The sequence below is a fragment of the Actinopolymorpha sp. B9G3 genome (genome assembly GCF_040120725.1).
In the GTDB taxonomy this organism is placed as follows: Bacteria; Actinomycetota; Actinomycetes; order Propionibacteriales; family Actinopolymorphaceae; genus Thermasporomyces.
The window spans coordinates 29,617-49,277 of record NZ_JBEEAB010000033.1 but is presented as its reverse complement, the minus strand read 5'-3'; the positions used below and the strand labels follow the sequence as shown (position 1 = coordinate 49,277).

14 protein-coding genes are annotated in these 19,661 nt (G+C 68.1%); 6 read left to right on the top strand and 8 right to left on the bottom strand.

Annotated features, from left to right (window positions below):
• Window positions 1-162 precede the first annotated feature (162 nt).
• The 5 genes from ABNF93_RS32270 (at window position 163) to ABNF93_RS32250 (ending at window position 7,643) form a co-directional block, all read left to right on the top strand.
• Entirely contained in the window at window positions 163-1,992 is a 1,830-nt protein-coding gene (locus ABNF93_RS32270) for an ATP-binding cassette domain-containing protein (protein ID WP_349332051.1), read from the top strand.
• Window positions 1,989-3,779, top strand: a complete 1,791-nt coding sequence (locus tag ABNF93_RS32265) for an ABC transporter ATP-binding protein (RefSeq protein WP_349332050.1) — start codon at window positions 1,989-1,991, stop codon at window positions 3,777-3,779. Before ABNF93_RS32270 ends, ABNF93_RS32265 begins: the two co-directional genes overlap by 4 nt.
• Before the next feature lie 271 nt (window positions 3,780-4,050).
• Complete coding sequence (locus tag ABNF93_RS32260) at window positions 4,051-5,985, top strand: ABC transporter substrate-binding protein (protein WP_349332049.1); 1,935 nt, start codon at window positions 4,051-4,053, stop codon at window positions 5,983-5,985.
• A gap of 83 nt (window positions 5,986-6,068) precedes the next feature.
• Window positions 6,069-6,479 (top strand): tRNA (N6-threonylcarbamoyladenosine(37)-N6)-methyltransferase TrmO, encoded by a 411-nt coding sequence (gene tsaA, locus ABNF93_RS32255; RefSeq protein WP_349332048.1) that lies wholly within the window; start codon window positions 6,069-6,071, stop codon window positions 6,477-6,479.
• A 105-nt stretch (window positions 6,480-6,584) separates the two neighbouring features.
• Complete coding sequence (locus ABNF93_RS32250) at window positions 6,585-7,643, top strand: alpha/beta hydrolase family protein (protein WP_349332047.1); 1,059 nt, start codon at window positions 6,585-6,587, stop codon at window positions 7,641-7,643.
• A 13-nt stretch (window positions 7,644-7,656) separates the two neighbouring features.
• Here the strand turns inward: ABNF93_RS32250 and ABNF93_RS32245 are convergent, their stop codons facing one another.
• From ABNF93_RS32245 to ABNF93_RS32230, 4 genes are all read right to left on the bottom strand, one after another.
• Window positions 7,657-8,541, bottom strand: coding sequence for a S41 family peptidase (locus tag ABNF93_RS32245; RefSeq protein WP_349332046.1), 885 nt, complete (start codon window positions 8,539-8,541; stop codon window positions 7,657-7,659).
• Window positions 8,542-8,617: 76 nt separating this feature from the next.
• Window positions 8,618-11,839 (bottom strand): glycoside hydrolase, encoded by a 3,222-nt coding sequence (locus tag ABNF93_RS32240; RefSeq protein ID WP_349332045.1) that lies wholly within the window; start codon window positions 11,837-11,839, stop codon window positions 8,618-8,620.
• Window positions 11,840-11,949: 110 nt separating this feature from the next.
• Complete coding sequence (locus tag ABNF93_RS32235) at window positions 11,950-12,525, bottom strand: SRPBCC family protein (RefSeq protein WP_349332044.1); 576 nt, start codon at window positions 12,523-12,525, stop codon at window positions 11,950-11,952.
• A 12-nt stretch (window positions 12,526-12,537) separates the two neighbouring features.
• The gene (locus tag ABNF93_RS32230; protein ID WP_349332043.1) at window positions 12,538-13,158 is read right to left on the bottom strand and encodes a TetR/AcrR family transcriptional regulator; all 621 of its coding nucleotides are present in this window, start codon (window positions 13,156-13,158) and stop codon (window positions 12,538-12,540) included.
• A gap of 675 nt (window positions 13,159-13,833) precedes the next feature.
• Between ABNF93_RS32230 and ABNF93_RS32225 the strand changes: the two genes are divergently transcribed.
• The gene (locus ABNF93_RS32225) at window positions 13,834-14,415 is read left to right on the top strand and encodes a M23 family metallopeptidase (RefSeq protein ID WP_349332042.1); all 582 of its coding nucleotides are present in this window, start codon (window positions 13,834-13,836) and stop codon (window positions 14,413-14,415) included.
• A gap of 130 nt (window positions 14,416-14,545) precedes the next feature.
• On the opposite strand, the gene ABNF93_RS32220 is transcribed toward ABNF93_RS32225, so the two are convergent.
• The 4 genes from ABNF93_RS32220 to ABNF93_RS32205 all read right to left on the bottom strand — a co-directional run bounded on the left by ABNF93_RS32220 (window position 14,546) and on the right by ABNF93_RS32205 (window position 19,660).
• The gene (locus tag ABNF93_RS32220) at window positions 14,546-15,367 is read right to left on the bottom strand and encodes a class I SAM-dependent methyltransferase (protein WP_349332041.1); all 822 of its coding nucleotides are present in this window, start codon (window positions 15,365-15,367) and stop codon (window positions 14,546-14,548) included.
• 266 nt (window positions 15,368-15,633) lie between these two features.
• Window positions 15,634-18,273 carry an ATP-dependent chaperone ClpB gene (clpB, locus tag ABNF93_RS32215; RefSeq protein WP_349332040.1) on the bottom strand — a complete coding sequence of 880 codons (2,640 nt, stop codon included), beginning with the start codon at window positions 18,271-18,273 and terminating at the stop codon, window positions 15,634-15,636.
• Window positions 18,255-18,623 (bottom strand): chaperone modulator CbpM, encoded by a 369-nt coding sequence (locus ABNF93_RS32210; RefSeq protein ID WP_349332039.1) that lies wholly within the window; start codon window positions 18,621-18,623, stop codon window positions 18,255-18,257. The genes clpB and ABNF93_RS32210 overlap by 19 nt, the downstream gene beginning before the upstream one ends.
• Entirely contained in the window at window positions 18,620-19,660 is a 1,041-nt protein-coding gene (locus tag ABNF93_RS32205; protein ID WP_349332038.1) for a DnaJ C-terminal domain-containing protein, read from the bottom strand. The genes ABNF93_RS32210 and ABNF93_RS32205 overlap by 4 nt, the downstream gene beginning before the upstream one ends.
• Window position 19,661: the final 1 nt, after the last annotated feature.

Here is a 19,661-nt window from a genome sequence, read left to right as displayed (position 1 = left end):
GACCGATTGAACCCAAGCGGCTTGCCCTGAGACCTGCACCCTCGCGAGGCCCAGCACGGGTGGTACCAGTAGACGGCGCCTGCCCGGCTACGAGCGCCGGCGCCACGCTGGTTGCGGGCCGCAATGCCGGTAGCGGTCAACAGGCGTCGGAGGTGCGGCGACGTGTTCGTGTTGTGGCGGTACGCCTACCTGTTGAGCCCGGCGGCCGCGGTCAGCAGCGTTGCACTGCGCGTACTCAGCGCGGGTCTGCAGGTGGCGACGCCACTGCTTGTGGGGGCGGTGGTGGGCCGGCTGCCGAGCGTGGTCGCCGACGGTGTGGACATCGCGTTCGTCCTCCTACTGGGGCTGTTGCTGGCCGCGTTACCCCTCGGCAACGTTGTCGAGGCGCTCGCCGTCATCCCGCTGGAGCGGCTGCAGGCGAATGCGGAGGAAGACGTGCTCCTGCGGGTCGGGGCGGTCGGGGCGGCCCGTCCCGACCTGGCGAGCCTGGACAATCCAGAGATCGTTGGACGGCTCCAGCAGATCAGTGTCAACCGGTGGTGGATCACCTCGGGGGTCCAGCTGGCGTGCGGGCCGCTGGCCGCCTTGACGCTGAGCCTGGTGGGAAGGTCAGTTGCGCTGGGCATCGTCTTCTCCTGGTGGGGAGCACTCGTCCTGGCTGCTGCCACCATTGCCCGCTCGCTGTATGGCGCACGCAACATCAGCAGGCAGATGGACGTGTGGACCGCCCAGACCGAGGGACAGAAACATGCCCGCTACGCCTTCACCCAAGGAATGGGAAAGACAGCCAAGGAGGTACGCATCTTCGGCCTCGCCGGCTTCCTGCGTGGCCGCTTCTGGACGCACACCACCGAGGCGCTTCGACCCTACTGGCTCATCCGTCGACAGCAGGCAGTGGAGGCGTCGCTGTTCGGGCTGGCGCATATTGCGATCGCCGTAGGGACGCTCGGATACGCCGGATGGCAGGCCGAGCACGGGCGGCTCACGCTGAGTGGCTTGGCGACGACGTTGCCCCTCGTCTTCTCGATCGCATCGACCAACCTGTCTGGCTACGCCGAGGTCCAGCGTGGGGCGACGGTGTCCCGGTGGATGGAGCAGCTGAACTCCGGCGGGACTCCCGAGCCGGAGCCGTCGGCGACCGTGCTCGAGGATGGGCGGAGGCCAGGACACGGCGCCGCACCCATGGTCGTCTTCGACGAGGTGCGTTTCCGCTACCCACGGGCGAGCAGCGATACCTTGCGCGGGTTGTCGATGACGTTGGATGCGGGTGCTGCGGTGGCCCTGGTGGGCGTCAACGGCACTGGCAAGTCGACGCTCGTGAAGTTGCTTGCCGGCACCCATCAGCCGACGTCCGGGCGCATCCTCGTCGATGGCGTCGACCTTGCCGAGTTCGACGAGGAGGAGCTGCGGTCGTGGCAGCTGCGGATTGCGCCGATCACCCAGGACTTCGTGCGACTGCCGCTGTCGGTCGGCGACAACATCGAGCTCGGTGCGGGCCGCCTCTGGTCCGGCCGGATCGACGGCGAGCAGCAGCCGCCCAGTGACGCGATGGAGGCGGTGGCGGCGCGTGCCGGGATCGTCGACCTGGTCGACGGGCTACCGCGGCGTTGGGCGACTCCGCTGGACAAGACGATCCCGGGCGGCGCGGACCTGTCCGGTGGCGAGTGGCAGCGGGTGGCGCTGGCACGGGCCCTCCGTGCGGTCGATGCCCGCGCCGGCGTACTCGTGCTTGACGAGCCCGCTGCCGCACTCGACGTCGAATCGGAGGCGCGGCTGGTCAACGGATATCTCGAGCTTGCTCGGGAGGTGACGTCGCTGGTCATCTCGCACCGCTTCTCCGTGGTGCGGCCCGTGCCCACGATCTGTGTCCTCGAGGGCGGGCGGATCGTCGAGAAGGGGTCGCACGAGGAGCTGATGAGTGTACGCGGGCGCTACCACGACATGTTCATGACGCAGGCGAGTCGGTACGTCGAGGTCGAGGAGGGCTTGTGAACGCCCTGCGCATCGTCGGGCTGTGGCTGTCGACCGCCTGGCGCGCAGCACCGTGGATGACAGCGGGGATGTGCACGTGCGTAATTCTGAGCTCCACCCTGCCGGCGGTGAGCCTGCTCGGCATCAGCCACGCGATCCTGGCGTACTCGACACGGCACTCGATCTGGCCCGGCATCGCGCTCGCCGCGGCTGCGCTGCTCCTGGGTGCCGTGGCAGACGAAGTGACCTGGCCGTTGGGCGACACGGTGGAAGACCTGGTGTCGCGACATGTGCACGACGACCTGCTACGACTCACCGCGGAGATCCCGTCGATCGCGCATCACGAGGATCCGGCGCTGGCGGACCGCATCGCCATGATCGAGGCTGACGTCAATGCCCTCGTAGGCGGTCCGCGCCTGCTGGAGACGCTTGGCTCGGTCGCGAGCACCGTCACCGTCGTTGGTCTGCTCGCCTCGGTGCGGCCGGAACTGTGCGTGCTGCTTCTGGTCGCGTTGCTTCCCGCTGCGGTCGAGGTGCGCGGCGCGAACAAGCACAACGAGGTTCTCCTCGACAACGAGCGCTACCGCCGCCTGACGCAGCAGTCCGTCGACGTGCTCACCGATCCGCGCCAGGGCTTGGAAGTACGGTGTTTCGGCCTCGGCGGTCCACTGCTCGCAGTCTGCAGAGCCGCGATGAGACAGCGCAGTCGTCCGCAGATCGCCGTCACCCGACACTTCGCCGGCTACGCTGCCGCGAGCTGGGTAGTCTTCGGCGCGGCGTACGCGTTGGCCGTGTGGTGGGTAGTTGACGGGCTGCAAAGCGGTTCATCGAGCGTCGGTGATGTGTCATTGCTCTTACTCATCGGGGCGCAGGTCATCTCTGCGGGCAAAGCGGTCACTGCCAACGCTCGGATGGTCGTCGACCAGATGCAGGTCTTCAGCCGATACCACTGGCTGCGCGAGTACTCCGCACAGCGCCGCTGGCGGGATGGCACCCGGACGCCGCCCGCGGTTCTCCGCGACGGCATCCACCTGCGCGATGTCTCGTTCACCTACCCTGTGGGTCTTTCCGACACGTCTCGCCGACCGGCGTTGCACAGCATTGATCTCCATCTACCGGCCGGAGCAACGGTCGCCTTCGTGGGCGCCAACGGTGCCGGGAAGTCGACCTTGGTGAAACTGCTCGCCCGACTCTACGACCCCACTGAGGGCAATGTCCTCGTAGACGGGGTTCCGCTCACCGAGTTCGACCCGACCAGGTGGCGGGCCCGAATCTCGGCCGGATTCCAGGACTACGCGACCTTTGAGTTTCTGGCGGTCGACAGTATCGGCGTCGGTAACCTCGCGCACCGCACGGATCGCGCACGAGTCGCGTCGGCGGCCGTCGACGGTCAGGCACAGCCGGTGGTTGCGAGCCTGCCAGCCGGCCTGGATACGCAACTCGGCGCGACCTTCGAGGGTGGGGTCGGCCTCTCCGGTGGCCAGTGGCAGCGACTTGCCCTCGCTCGGGCGTTCATGCGCGATCGGCCGTTGCTGATGTTGCTCGACGAGCCCACGGCCGCACTCGATCCCGCGGCCGAGCAGTCCCTCTACGAGCAGTACGCCGCCACCGCGCACGATCTCGCTGCTACGACCGGAGCGGTCACCGTGCTCGTCTCGCACCGGTTCTCCACCGTGCGAATGGCCGACCTGATCGTCGTCGTCGAGAACGGCCGGATCACCGAGGTCGGCTCCCACGACGAACTGATGCACGCCGGCGGCCACTACGCCAGGCTTTTCGATCTGCAGGCACGCGCATACCGGCACTGACGCCGGCGTCGTTGCCCACGTCGCGTCGCTCCCACCACGACAATGGAGTCGCTGTGGTCTACGACGCGGCTGGGCGGAATGCCGCGCGGTGTCCCACAATGGCTACTGCCGAGGGCCCCTTCTTGTCTCCGTCCTGCGTAGTCCCTAGTCTTCGGAAAGCGTTGTCCACGGGGGCTCCACGATCGAGGCACCGAAGCCGAGGACAGGGGCGTGTGAGATGGGCGTCGAGAACAATCGCGGCCGCGGCCAGACGCGACGTGAGCTGCTCCGCATGGGCACCGCAGGACTGGTGGCGGCTGGTTTCGCTACCGGCTGCGACCTGCTGTCCACCGATCCCAACTCCGGCGGCGGTGGCAGTGGTGTTGGCGGAGGCGGCAAGAAGGGTCGCGAAGCGCCGAGCCTGGCGAAGCTGGTCAAGGCGGGAGACCTGCCGCCGGTCGCCAAGCGGTTGCCGAAGGAACCGCTCGTCGTCCAACCCACCGATCAGATCGGTGCGTACGGCGGCACCTGGAACACCGCGTTGCTCGGCCCAGCCGACGCCGCCTGGCTCGATCGCACCATCGGCTACGACAACCTCACGCGCTGGGACCCCGAGTTCAGCACGGTGATCCCGAACGTCGCGAAGTCGGTGGAACCCAACGCCGACGGCAGGGAGTACACCATCACCTTGCGCGCGGGGATGCGCTGGTCGGACGGCGAGCCGTTTACCGCCGACGATCTCGTGTTCGCCAACGAGGACGTGGAGAGGAACAAGAAGCTCACCCCGGTGCCGCCGGACAATCCCGCCACGTTCGAGAAGATCGACGACGTCACGGTACGCGTGACGTTCGAGCGCCCCAACGGCCTCTTTCCGGAGGAACAGGCCCAGGCGGGCGGCTCCGACCTGGTGTACAGGCCGTTCCACTACCTCAAGCAGTTCCACGAGAAGTACAACCCTGACATCGACGCGCTTGTCGAGGAGGAGGGCGTCGCCGACTGGGTGGAGCTGTTCAACCGCAAGGGCGCCCTGATCGAGGGCACGCCCTACAACGCGCGCTGGATGAACCCGGACCTTCCCACACTGTGCCCGTGGCACGTCGACAACGCCCTCGGTGACGGCTCCCGCCTGGTCGCCAGCCGCAATCCGTACTACTGGAAGACCGACCCGGACGGCAGCCAGCTTCCCTACCTCGACGAGGTGCGCTTCCAGGTCATCACCGACCCCGAGGTGATGCTGCTACGGGCCAGCAACGGCGACTTCGACATGCACGTACGCCACATCAACGAGCCAAGGAACAAGCCGGTCCTCGCCCGCAACCGCGAATCCGGCGGCTACGACTTCTTCGACACCGTGCCCGCGAGCATGAACAACCTGATGATCGCGTTCAACCTCACCCACACGGACCAGATGAAGCGGGAGATCTTCCAGAACAAGGACTTCCGCATCGGCCTGTCGTACGCCATCAACCGCGAGGAACTCATCACGGCGGTGTTCCAGGGGCAGGGCAAGCCCTGGCAGGCGGCGCCAAGTGAGCGGTCGGAGTTCTACGTCGAAGAACTCGCCACGCAGTACGTCGACTACGACGTCGATCTGGCCAACCAGCATCTCGACAAGGCGGGCTACTCCGAACGGGACGGCGAGAACCGACGGCTGGGGCCGGACGGAGAACCGATCCAGTTCGACGTCGAGACCGCAACCGGCCTCAGCCCCACGCAGGTCGACGCGTTGGAGCTCATCCGGGGCTACTGGACCGAGGTCGGCATCACTATGCGGATCAAGGCCGAGGACCGCGCGCTGTTCTACACCCGCAAGGAAGCCAACAAGCACGACGTCGCCATCTGGGGCGGCGATGGTGGACTGAACGACGCGATCCTGGACCCCCGCTGGTATTTCCCGTTCAGCCAGGAGTCCAACTACGCGATCGCCTGGGCGAACTGGTACAACGGCGACTCCCCCGCCATGAAGCCGCCTGCCACGACACGCCGGCAGATGGAGCTGTACGACCAGCTCAGGGCAAGTCCGGACCCGGCAGAACGGCGCGAGCTCTTCATGCAGATCCTGCAGATCGCCACGGACGAGTTCTACGCGATCGGCACGATCCTGCCCGCACAGGGTTACGGGATCGTCAAGACGACCTTTCACAACGTTCCGAGGACGATGCCCAACGCGTACGTCTATCCCACACCTGGGCCGACCAACCCCGAGCAGTACTACACGGACGCCTGAGCCGGACGGACGGACGGATGGTCAGGCACGCGTCATGGGCCAGGTCTAAGGTGACCGGGTGAGCCGCGCTCTGGGGTGATGCCATGACGTCGTACGAAGTAAGGCCCGTTGGATACGTCGAGTCCACGCTCGTCGATCCTGCGGTCGCCCCGAAGCAGGGGTCCGAAGGCGCGCCGGAGGCGTGGCTGGTGTTCAACACTGACGTGGCGGACGGCCTCCGCGACCTCGTGGTGGGTGCGGAGGTTCTCGTCCTGACGTGGCTTCACCGCGCCGAGAGAGACGTACTCGCCGTGCATCCGCGTGATGATCCCCGGAATCCCGTGACCGGGGTGTTCAGCACCCGGTCCGCGGACCGGCCGAATCCGATCGGCCTGCATCGGGTACGCATCACCGCCATCGACGGGCTCCGGATCCTCGTACGGGATCTCGAAGCGGTCGATGGAACTCCCCTCGTCGACGTCAAGCCGGTACTGAGCGATCAGGGTGAACGATGATCCTGCCGCCGTGGACCGGCAGCTCATCATCATCACTGCCAGCGTCATCTACGCGCGGTTGACGAGCTGCCGGTCCTCGGCAGGTGGTGGGAAGGAAGGGCTGTCATGGCTGGCACCGTCCGCAACACGAGCCCGTACGAGATGTTCCGCACACTCGCCGCCACCCGACCACCCACTCACCGCTACACCCCTGGCCGTGATGTAGCGGAGTGGCAGGCGAAGGCACTCCCCGACGTCCTCGCCACGCTCGGCACGGCTCCCGCCGCTGTCCCGCCGCAGGCAGAGCTTATCGCCGAATGGCAGCGTGGCGACGTCCTCACCCAGCGATGGCTGCTCGACGTGAGCGAACACCTTGCGGCGTACGCCTATGTCAACCGTCCGGCCGGGCTGGGCGCGAGTGAGACCCGTCCCGCGCTCCTTTGCTGGCACGGACACAGCCATGGCGGCAAGGAAGTCGTCATGGGAAACGACTCGTCACCGGCGCTACGTGAGGCCGACCGGGACACCCACACCTCCTACGGTCGACGGATGGCCGAGGCGGGCTTCGTGACGTTCGGCATCGACTGGATGGGGTACGGCGACCAGGACGACAGCGCGAAGCCCCACCATCACGACCTCGCCGGCGGCCGGGACTGGTGCAACCTCTACTACCTGCCCACGATGCTCGGGATGACGCCACTCGGCATCAACCTCGCGCACGGGCGGAGCCTGGTCGACTTCGCCTCGGCACTTCCGTACGTCGACGCGGGCAGGCTGGGGGTGATGGGTCTGTCCGGCGGCGGCACCATGACGCTATGGAGTGCCCTGACTGACGAGCGGCTCGCGGCCGCCGAGATCATCTGTTACAGCGATCTGTTCGAACATTTCGCGTTCCGGGACCTCAACTACTGTGGATCGCAGATCACGCCCGGTCTGTACGAACTCGTCGATCTACCAGACCTGCAAGGCCTGCTGGCACCACGCCCGCTCCTGGTCGACATCGGCGCGTTCGACCAGTGCTTCCGCCTCGAGTCCGCGATGGCGTGTCACTCCCGAGTGGCGGACATCTATCGGGCCGCGGGCGCGGCTGATCGGCTCGAGCTCGACCTGTTCCCCGGCGGGCACGGCTGGAGTGGTGCGAAGTCGGTGGACTTCTTCTCCCGGCACCTCGCGGCACCACGATGACCACACCGATCGGTCACGCCCGCAGCAGGTGGTCGACGGCCGCCGAGGCCGCCTCCTCGGCGGTGCATGCGACGTCAGGCAGGACGCCGCGGCCCTCCCAGTTGGTATCAGTCACCGCGTCGGTGACGTACGCCTCCGGCAGGATCCCGAGGACCGTCGGCGCCAGGCGGATGGGTGTGACGTGGTCCGCGGCACCAGGTGTCGCCTCGCCGACAACCGTGACCCTGCCGCGCGCCTGGAGATGGTAGGCAAGCGCCTCGCCGGAGGAGAACGTACGCGTACTCGACAGCACCGCCACCGGGACGTGAGCCGGCACAGCTGTCCCGGCCTCGAAGTCAGGCGTCCACCACTGCCGCCTACGCTCGCGATAGGTGACCTCGGACAACGGGCGCGACACGTCTCCGAGCACCAGGCCGGCGATGAGCGCGACGGTCGCGGGGTCGCCGCCGCCGTTGCCCCGAAGGTCGATGATGATCCCGGACGCGTGCCGAGCGAGCTGGAACGCCGCCTTGACGTACGACTGCGCCAGGCTCACCGGTTCCAGGCTGTCGATCTGGATGAGGCTGACACCCTCCCGCAACCGCTGCACCTGGGTCACCGCGGCGGCACCACGCAGGACGCCGGCCGGGTCAGGATCGTCCCAACCCCGGCTCTCCTCGTCAGGCGTTCCAGTACCCGCAGGCTCGAACTGCAACTCGAGATGACGCGAGTACGCCCACGCGGTGCGTTCGACCTCCCGGCACGTCTTCGCGGTCACCGGGTCCGACCGGTCGCCATACCTGGCGTCGAGCTCCTTGATCAACGTCACGATCCGGTCCTCCGCTGGCGGAAGGCGGCGTAGCCAGCCGCTCAGCCGTGCCGCCAACTCACCGACCGTCGTCCCGCTGGGTTCCGTCATGCGCACACGGTACGGCCCCCCGGGCCCTTCCCAGCGGCACGTTCCGGACGCTCTGAGCGAACATGAACCGGCAACCTCATCGAGGTACGAACCTGAGCCGGTAGTCCCGCGTCTGGTCGCGGTCCTCGCTCGTCACGGTGACGAGTACGGACCTGTCCGTTCGTTCGTCCGGGTGGATCGTCACGGTCGCATACGGATCGGCGGGCGTCGCCGTGACCTCGCTCCTGCTCGGATCGCCGGTCACGTCGTACTCCGTGGTGTCAGGGTCGAAGTCGGCCAGCGGAACACCGTCCACCTCGATCGAGGCGGCCGAGGCGTCTGAGGAGACACCGGGCGCCTTGGCGTACACCTCGATCTCGCTCACGGTCATGTATCCCGACGGCCGCGCGGTCATCACGACCCGCACCCCCGCCGCCGGTCCCGCATCAGCCGGCAGGGGAACGTCGATGACCGGTGAGCCTTCCGTGCCGACCGGGATGTCGTCGCTCGCGTCCGCCCAGTCGCCGCCCACGGTCTGGACCTGCACCTTCAGGCTCTCGGGGAAGCTGATGTTGTCGCCGTCGCGGTAGAAGTACGTCACGACCCGGGTGAGATCCCGCGCGCCCGGCAGGGAGAAGGTCAACGTGTCGGAGGGGTTCTTCGTGCCAGGCTTCCAGTTCGACCAGGCCTTGTCGGTACGGTCGCCGTTGCGTACCCGCTCGGGCGAGTAGCCGCTCTCGGTGAACGTGGCGCCTACCGCCACGTCCTCCTCAGGCGCGAGGTTGGTCGGAACCGGCTCGGTGACCTGCACACGGACGGTCGCCTCGACCGTCGTGCCATCGACCACCTCCGCCACACCGGGCAGGGTCGTCACGCCGGCCTGGTCGTACGCGCCGTCCGGCGGCGCGCCCCAGGTCACGGGCAGCTGTGCGCGGCCGCCGTGCTCGCCGACGCCGACCACGGTGGTGGGCAGGTCAGGCTGACCGCCGACGTAGGTCTTCGCCCTCCCGGCCAGGGTGGACGTGAAGGTGTCGACGGTGACGACGGCCTTGGCGGGCAGTAGCCGGCCGAGCGGATCCGTCGCCGTTCCCGTGACGTGGACGGTTCCCGGCTCGCGCCACCGCCCGTCAGGCGGCATCGTCCACGTGACGGGCAGCGTGCCGCGCGCTCCGTCGGGATAGACGGGTGTCACGACCTCGGGCAGCGTCGGCGTCCGACCGGGCACCGTATAGGTCTCCACCGTCTCGGTCCGCTGGGCGGTCTCGTCGACGACGGCCCAGCGCTGGTTCGGCCCCGACGTGGGGGTGTAGGTCGACACCGGACTACCGTCGTCCGTCGCCTGCCCCGGCACGTCGATCAGGCGACCGGTGGCGGCGTTGACGAACGTCCAGGTGCCGTCGCCGGTCGTCGACAGGATCCACTGGGCGCTCTCGGCCACGTCGGCCTCACCGGGCGGCACGTCCACCAGTCCTGCGGCGTTGTCCTGCGCGGCGAGGCGTTTGCCGTTGCCCGCGTTGTCGATCGCGTACCGCTCGCGATGGGTGGTCCCGCCCGTCAGCTTCCGTACCGTCCACAGCTGGCCGGTGTTCTCGGCGTCGTTCGTACGGATTACCACGCCGCTCTGGTCGTTCGAGGGCGCAAGGGATCTCCCGCTCTGCACACCCTGGAGCCGGTAGACGTGACCCGGCTGGAGGTACGCGGCCTCCTTCGCCACGCCGCGTACGCCCTCGACGACGAACGTCGTCACCGACTTGGCGGGCACGACGAACGACGCCGTGCGGTTCTTCAGTTGAATCGGTTCCTGCGTGACGAGCCCGCCGTCGGCACTGGACACGACGGGCGTCACCGAGGCCTTGGCGTCGACGGTCTTGAACCGCGACAGGTCCAGCGTCACCTCGCGCGTCTCGGCACTGTTGTTGACATGGACGACGGTCGCGGCGCGCCCGGACGCCTTCACGGCCGCGACACTCGACGGGTCGTCGACCTTCACCAGGTGGTCGCCCGGACGGATGTGGTGGGTGAAGTTCCGGATCGTGTCGTACTTCGTGTTGGGCTGGATCGGGCAGGTCTCGAGCGTGTCGTCTGCCGTGCAGTCGAACGGAATGTGGATGCTGCCCCAGTTGCCCCCGCCCGCCTGCTGCGGGATGGCGTCTTCGATCGGCTGCCAGAACACCCACGCCGAAGGTTCGAGCTCGCGCAGGTCGTCGACGATCCTCGTCGCGATCCCCAGCCCGGACTCCATGCTCGTGTAGCTGGTGCCGCTCCCCCAGGAGCCCTCGACCTCGCTCATCCAGAGCTTCTTCTCGCTCCCCTTGGCGAGGTCGCGGACACTGGTGCGCTGGCCCGTTCCGTACGTGTGGACGTTGAGCTGGTCGACAGCGGCACGGGCCTCGGCGTCGTAGGCGTTCCAGTTCGTGGTGAAGGTCCCTGGATTGGTCTCGTCCATGGCGGCGACGACCGCACGGGTGTCGGCGGTGTCGAGCGCCCGGCGCAGCGCCTTGACCACCAACTGCTGCAGAGCCGGTCCCGCGTGCGCGCCTTCCTGCCGGCCGCCCGTCGGTTGGCCGTCGGGTCCCAGCTGGGTGCCCCAGTAGGGCGTGTTCGGTTCGTTCAGCGGGTCGACCGTGTCGAAGGAGATACCGTGCTCCTGCTCGATGTGGTCGACCACGCGGGTCAGGTAGGTGGCGAAGTCGTCCACCCGGTCGGCGCGAATCTGGTCCGCGCTCGAGTCGAAGCCGCCGGAGACGTAGCCGCTGACCGTCTGGAAGTAGGGCGGTGAGTTGCTGAACGCCTCCCAGCGGTCCACTCGGTCCTTGATCTGGTCGATCCACCAACGCTGGTTGGCGTCGGCGTCGAGGTTCCAGTGGTCGGGGTTGTCGGGGTCCCACCAGTCGACGTCTGTGTGCGTGGTCCCGGGTGGCGCCTTCCAGAAGGCTGGCATGGTGGCGCCCACCTTCATGTAGTCGTCACGGACGTCCGGAGCGTTGCCGCCACCGACGTTGTAGCGGGCGATGTTGAGCCGGAGACCGTCGTCTGCGAAGAGCATGTCGACGAGCTTGTGACGGATCTCGTCCGGATAGCCGCCGGTGATGTTGGCGAACCACACCAGGCTGGTGCCCCATCCCTCGAACTCCGGCTGTTGGTACGACGGATCGATGTGTACGGTGACGGAGCTCCCGGGTGTGTCGGGGGCCGCTCCGGGTGTGTTCTGGGCGTTCGCCGCGGGTCCGGCGGGAAGGGCGACCATGGCCGCGGCGAGCACGAGTGTGGCGGGAAGGGCGAGCGGCAACAGCCGGGTCGTGCGCGGCATTGTGGGCATGGCCTTCCCTTCGCAGCACCTAGTCGGCGCGGACTCGTGATCCCCACCGGAAGACTAGAGAGCGCCCCCTTCCGTCGGTAAGTCCCCACGACGCCCTCGGCACAAGCTGGTCACCCGCGGCCATGCCGGGCGACCTGCTCTGCGAGGGCGCGGTTCATCGCCTCGAACCGCGGCAGGATGTCGCGCTTCAAAAAGCCAGTGGCGATCGGCACCGCCACGCCGGCGAATCGTTCGGTCTGCTTGAGCCGCACCCGGTTCGGACCGAGCGGCTCGATGGTGAAACTGTGTTCGCCGTCGAAGACTCCCCCTGGGGGCACCCTGCCGACCCAACGCAGCTCACGGCCGGGTTCGACGGCGAGGACGGTAGGCGTGAACGTCGTCGTGCCGTCGCCGGAACGGATGACGTGGCGCACGGTGGAGCCGACCTCGAGCTCGCCGGAGGAGGAGACGATGAACGGATTCCATTCGGCGTAGGCGTCGAGATCGGCCAACACGCTCCACACCTGCTCCGACGTGGCGTCGACCTCGATCGTCGCGCTCAAGGTGAGCGGACGCAGATTGGCCCACGCGCTGTAGCCCGCCAGGACAGCGACCAGCGCACCGACCACGATCAACCGTCGGCGAGGAGACCGCCGCCGCCTCGGGGCTCCACTTTCCAATGTCGGTGCACTCGCGGTCGTGGTCATGCTCAGATCTCCTCAACGAGGAAGGACACCGGCGAACGCGGCGTCGACGAGGTGGGTGGCGTAGCGACGATCGATCGGCTTGCCGGTGATCAGGATCCGGTAGTAGAGCGCGCCGGCCAGCTGATCCACGAGCAGGTGTGGGTCGGAGTCGGAACGCACCTCGCCCCTCCGCCCCGCAGCCTCGATCCGCGCGACCGCCAGCGCGATCCGCTTGTCGAAGAGATCGCGGACGAGCGTGCCGATGTCGGGGTGTCGCGCCGCGGCGGCGACGAGTTCCGCGACCAGGCCAGCTGACTGGCCGTCCTGGTCGTCCTGGTCGTCCGCCGCACGGCCGGCACGCCGGGTGCGGTTCAATCCCGCCGCGATCTGGGCCATGAAGTCGATGAGATCGGCCCGCAGGTCACCGGTGTCGGCGATCTCGATCTCCTCCTGCCCTCGGCCGATCACGGCGATGGCGAGATGGTCTCTGGTGGGCCAACGTCGGTACAGCGTCGTCTTGGCGACACCCGCGATCTCGGCCACGTGATCGACCGTGAACGCCGTGTAGCCGCGCTCCAGGAGTTGCTCCCCCGCGACCCGCAGGATCCGCGCGTCGGTGTCGGGATCCCGCGGCCGGCCCCGCCGAGCGTTCACTGTCGGACCACCTCTTTTCGATACGGTCGTTTCGTAATCAGGACGGTACACCGGCCGAGAGCTTTACGCAACGGTCGTATCGGAAGTCTGTCGGCACGGGCATGCCCTCCGGCGACGGACCCAGCGCCGGCCGCTCGCGACGACGCCGCGGGAAGGCCCCTTCCCGCACGCCGTGAATCGCAAGGACGCGCCCGATTCTCAATTCAAGAACGGTCGAACGTCGAGCTAAGCAGTTGAACAACAAAGTGACTGTACTGAACTCGCCATTGCCGAGTGCAATTTGGCCTCACCGCCACCGCCGAATGCAAAGAGAGAACACTCACCCAACAAAGCGTTTTTCCCTACATCGACCGGTGAATTCTTGAGGTGTGATGTCGAATACTCGCCACCGGCTGCCTGGAAGGCGTGGCGCATTCGCTGAACTCGAGGGTAACCATCGTGGATCGTCTGCGAAATCGGCGGCAAGCACAACCTCCTGCCGAAAGGCCGCGTGGCCATAGTTATGTGTCGTGGACCCTTGCCGCAACATTCTTGATTGGCATTGCCGTTCCCGCGACCGCCGTGGCGGTGGGCGAACTACCAGCGCCGACTGGCGTCACGACTGGCACCGAACCGCGGCCCAGCAATAATGCGGCACCGCGACACCGCAGCCCACCTCGCCGAACCTCTTCGACGATGTACGCAAACCGAGAAAGTAGTGGTGTGACGCGAGCCTCTACGTCGTGGCTGGCCCGGAATGCGGGGCGGCCAACGCCTCGAATGGCCGCCGCCACGACCCGAACACGACTCCGGCAGGACGCCGAACGCCGGCGAGCCGCCATCCGAGCGGCCAGGAACCGCCCGAAACCAAAACCTTGGGTATTACCAGTACAGAAATACCACCTGACCGGACGGTTCGGCCACCAAGGAAACAACTGGTCCTCCTCCCACCACGGTCTCGACTTCGCCGCCCCCGTGGGCACGCCCATCAGGGCGGTCGGGGCCGGGACGATCATCGAGGCGGGATGGAACGGCAGCGCGTACGGCAACCGGATCAAGGTCCGGCACCGCGACGGCACGGTGACGTTGTACGCCCACCTGTCCGGCTTCGAACGAAAGGCTGGCAAGGTCGCGGCCGGCACCGTGATCGGCTATGTCGGGACCACCGGCAATGTGACAGGCCCCCATCTCCACCTCGAGGTACGACCCCATGGCGGCAAGCTCGATTCAGCTATCGATCCATCGCGATGGCTGGCCACGAAAGGGCTCAGGCCCTGACACGATCCGCCGACCCCAACGCACACCATGCGATTCCCTCGACCAGCACGTTAACGCGCTGATCCCGCGGCCGCTGTCCCTTCGTACGGGAATTCGCCCGCTCGACAAACTCTTTCCAGAATGTACGCCGTCAGCGGCGAGCGGTCGCGAGCCAACTCTGCATGGGAAAGGTGAGGCCATCATCGTCGGCGTACGGCTGGAGTGCCGCGTCCAGGCCTTCGAGCAACGCCTGCCAACCGCCCGCGTCCAGCGCACTCAGCGGCTCCGCCAGCGGCGAGCTCACCGACTCCTGGGTCAGGAACTCCTCGGCCGAACCGAAGCGCACCGTGAGAATGGTGATGCCGATCCACGCGTCGCGCAGTCCCGCGTCGGTGAGGAGCCAACGCAGCCGGTCGGGACCGGGACCGCCGAAGGGTGAGCGCATCGTGGCCGCAGCGGCGGCGCCGGAGTGGCGTTCCAGTTCGTTCACCAGGGCGACGAAGGCGGGGTTGTGCTCGATAGGTCGCCAGACCGCGACCGCGACCCGACCGTCAGGCACCAGGACCCGCCGCATCTCACGCAGCGCGCCGGGCTGGTCCCCGACGAACTGGAAGCCCTGCTGGCAACAGACGACGTCGAAAGTCTCGTCGGGGAACGGCAACGCCGTCATGTCACCGGTGTGCCAGTCGATGGCGGGTTGCGTGACGCCGGCAGTGGCGGATCGGGCGACCTCGACCATTCCGGGGTTGAGGTCGACCCCGGTCACGCCGCCGAGCGATCCGACCCGGGCAGCCGCACCACGGGCCACGGCGCCGGTGCCACAGGCCGCGTCGAGTACGCGTTCGCCAGGGGCGACCTCGGCCGCGTCGAGGAGGCGCTCAGCGCAGGGGGCGAAGAAGGCGGGTACCAGATAGCGTTCGTACGCCTCCGGCCCGCGTCCCGCCAGCTGCCACGCCTGCTGTCCGTCGGCCATGTCCACTCTCCGTTTCGCATTCTCGACCCTAGGCCTGTCCCGTGGAAGGACCAGCCCGAGTCCTCCGGCTGGGCGCGGTGGCAATGACCACGCTGAGCATGCCTGTGGTACCCGGAACAGGCATGGACGCCTCGGCAAAGTCCACAGGCATACCTAGCGTGGTCATTGTCTTGGCGCGAGGTTGGCCCAGGCCATTGCAGCGCGATTGCATCCCCCGCGACCAGCCTTCACCCGTGGGCGACGGACGGCTGCCGCCACGCGCCGCGTCAGGCCGCTGCGGCGTGGGTGTCGGGCGGCGGGTTCTCGTAACTCACCGCCAGGTCGTCGGCTGCCACGCCCACCCGGATCAAGGCGCCGTCGGCGATGTCGCCGGTGAGCAGCGCCCGGCCGATGCGGGTCTCGACCTCCCGTGCGATGAACCGCCGCAGCGGACGCGCACCGTAGACCGGGTCATAGCCGCGCACCGCGATCAGCCGCTGAGCCTCCGCGGTGACGTCGAGCGTGATCCGGCGGTCGGCCAGCCGATCGCGCAGCTGGTCGAACATCAGGTCGACGATCTGCTCGATCTCCTCCTGCGTCAGCGGCTTGAATAGCACGATCTCGTCGACCCGGTTGAGGAACTCCGGCCGGAAGTGTGCCCGCAGCGCCCCCATCACCCGGTCGCGGGCGTCCGGCCTGATCTCGCCGCCGGCCGCAGCTCCTTCGCTGAGGAACTCCGAGCCGACGTTCGACGTCATGATGACCACCGTGTTGCGGAAGTCGACCGTGCGGCCCTGCGCGTCGGTGAGCCGCCCGTCGTCCAACACCTGCAGCAGAAGGTTGAAGACATCGGCGTGCGCCTTCTCGATCTCGTCGAAGAGCACGACGGAGTACGGCTTGCGCCGGACCGCCTCAGTCAGCTGGCCGCCCTCTTCGTACCCCACGTAGCCAGGGGGCGCGCCCACCAGCCGGCTGACGGTGTGGCGTTCCTGGTATTCACTCATGTCGATCCGGACCATGTTGTCCTCGGTGTCGAACAACGCCGCCGCCAGCGTCTTCGCCAGCTCGGTCTTTCCGACGCCCGTCGGGCCGAGGAAGATGAACGAACCGATCGGCCGCCGCGGGTCCTTGATGCCCGAACGCGCCCGGATCACCGCATCGGCCACCAGGTCGACCGCTTCGTTCTGGCCGACCACTCGCTCGTGCAGGATCTCGTCCAGCCGTAGGAGCTTCTCCCGCTCGCCTTCCTGCAACCGGCTCACCGGGATGCCGGTCCACCGTGCCACGATGGTCGCGATCTCGTCCTCGGTGACGACCTCGCGCAGCAACCGGTGCCCGTTCTGCCGGGCGGAAAGTTGTGCCTCCTCGGCCCCGAGCCTGCGCTGGAGTTCGGGAAGCTTTCCGTGCCGGAGCTCCGCCGCCCGGTTCAGGTCGTAGTCACGCTCGGCCTGGTCCGCCTCGACACGCACCTGCTCGATCTCCTCGCGCAACGCCTGGACGCGATGCAGGGTATGGCGTTCGGCCTCCCACTGAGTGCGCATCGCGTCGGCCTCGGCGTGCAGGTCCGCGAGCTCCCGTCGCAGCTCCTCCAGGCGCTCCTGACTGGCCGCGTCGCTCTCCTTCGCCAGTGCCGCCTCCTCGATCTCCAGCCTGGTCACCCGACGGGTGAGTTCGTCGAGTTCGGCCGGCATCGAGTCGATCTCCGTACGCAGCATCGCGCAGGCCTCGTCTACGAGGTCGATCGCCTTGTCCGGCAGGAACCGGTCGGAGATGTAGCGGTGGCTCAGCACCGCCGCGGCGACGACCGCGTTGTCCTGGATCTTGACGCCGTGGAAGACCTCGAGTCGTTCGCGCAGCCCGCGCAGGATCGAGATGGTGTCCTCCACCGACGGCTCGTCGACCAGCACCGGTTGGAAGCGACGCTCCAGCGCGGCGTCCTTCTCGATCCGCTTGCGGTACTCGTCCATCGTCGTGGCGCCGATCATGTGCAGCTCACCGCGGGCGAGCATCGGCTTCAACATGTTGCCGGCGTCCATCGCGCCTTCGGCGGCACCGGCGCCCACGACCGTGTGCAGCTCGTCGATGAACAGCAGGATCCGGCCCTCGGCTGCCCTGACCTCACCGAGCACCGCCTTCAGCCGCTCCTCGAACTCTCCGCGGTACTTCGCGCCGGCCACCAGCGCACCCATGTCGAGGGCGAAGATCGTCTTGCCACGCAGGCCCTCCGGAACGTCGCCGTGGTTGATCCGTTGTGCCAGCCCTTCGACGATCGCGGTCTTGCCCACGCCCGGATCCCCTACCAGCACAGGGTTGTTCTTGGTCTTGCGGGACAGGATCTGGACGACCCGACGGATCTCGGTGTCGCGCCCGATCACCGGGTCGAGCCGAGCCGCGGCGGCGTCGGCGACGAGGTCGCGGCCGTACTTCTTCAGCGCTTCGTACGCACCTTCCGGGCTGGCCGAGGTCACCCGCTGGCTTCCGCGGATCGTCGCCAGGGCGTGCAGGAAGCGGTCCCGGGTGAGGCCCTGGCCGCGCAGGAGCCGCCCGGCCGCCGTCTCCGTACCCTCGTCGAGCAGAGCGATCACGAGGTGCTCCACCGACACGTACTCGTCCCCCAGCCGGCGCGCCTCCCGGTCCGCCGCGTCGAGTAGCCGGCTCAACCGCTGGGTGAGGAAGACCTGGCCAGGAGACACGCCCGGTCCCGACGTTCGGGGACGCCGGGCAAGCTCAGCCTCGAGTTCGGCCCTGAGCTGGTCGGAGTCGGCGCCGGTCTGGGCGAGCAGACGCGGCACCAGGCCGTCCGCCTGGTCCAGCAAGGCTGCCAGCAGGTGTTCGCCGTCGACCTCGGTGTGGCCCAGGCGTACGGCCGCGGTCTGGGCGTCGTGCAGGGCTTCCGACGACTTCTGGGTCAGCCGGTTCGGGTCCATGGTCGGCCTCCGGTCGGTCTGGGTTCGCTCGGTCGGGCAGACATCTCCTGGTGCGACCGCCGTAGGGTCGCTTCGAGCTCGGCGATGCGGTCGAGCAGGTCGACCACCAGGCCGATCGCGGCATAGTTGAGGCAGGCGCCCGCGCGGAGCCGCTCGATCCGGGCGAGCGCGACGAGTTGGTTCGGTGCGAAGACGAGCTGGCCGCGGGTGTCCCGCGTGGGTTCGAGGAGTCCGAGCCGGACCAGCCGGCGGACGAGGCAGGGATGGACTCCGGCCCGCCGGGCGAACGTCTCGAGGTCCATCAGGTCGGAAACCCGGCGGCTCTGTACGCGAACGACAGCGAACGTCATGACGTCCTCCCCCGGCCGGCACCGTCCCGCGACCGGGCTCCTTCGCGCGCGTCGAAGGGCGACACCTCCGCCAGTTCCTCCCACAGCCGGCGCTCCTCGGCACTGAGCCGCTCCGGCACCACGACCCGGGCTTCGGCGAACAGGTCTCCCGGGCGGCCATGCGGGTGGGGTAGACCACGGCCGCGCAACCGGAGCTTGCGTCCACCCGCCGTTCCCGGTGGGACCGTCACCTTCGCGGCACCACCGGGTGTGTCGAGGGTGACTGTCGCACCCAGGGCCGCCTCCCATGGCGCCAGCGGCAGGTCGACGTACAGGTCACGCCCGTCCACCCGGTAGCGCCGGTCAGGTGCCACGCGGACGACGAGATACAGGTCGCCGGCGTCCGCGCCCGCACTGCCGCGGCCGCCCTGGCCCGCCAACCGGATCCGTTGGCCATCCGTGACGCCTGCCGGGATCGACACCTCGAACGTCCTGGTCCCGTGCGGCCCGGCCAGGTAGATCGAACGCCGACCGCCGTGATAAGCCTCGGCCACGCTCACCTCGAGTTCGGCCTCCTGGTCCGCGCCAGGAACCGGGCCCCACCCGCGCCCGGCCGCACCGGTGAAGAGACCGCCGAACAACTCCTCCAGGTCGATGTCCTCACCGACACCGCCACCGACGCCACCGACGCCACCGCCGAAGTCGCCGCCGACCTCCGGGCCCATGCCGCGACGTCGGCCGCCGCGCCGGGCGCCGGCCCCCGCACCCGCGCCCGCCCGCGCCCGTCCGGCCGCACGGGCCCTGGACCAGGTTTCCGGGTCGATGCCCTCCGGCACCTGGCGGAAGTCGGGTCCGAAGGCGTCGTAACGCCTCCGGGTGTCAGGATCGGACAGGACGTCATAGGCCTCCGAGATGTCCTTGAAGCGCTCCTCCGCCGCCGGGTCCTTGTTGATGTCCGGGTGGTGCGCACGGGCGAGCTTGCGATAGGCGCGCTGGATCTCCTCCAGGCTCGCCGTCCTGGGTACTCCGAGAATCTCGTAGAAGTCCCGGTCCGCCATC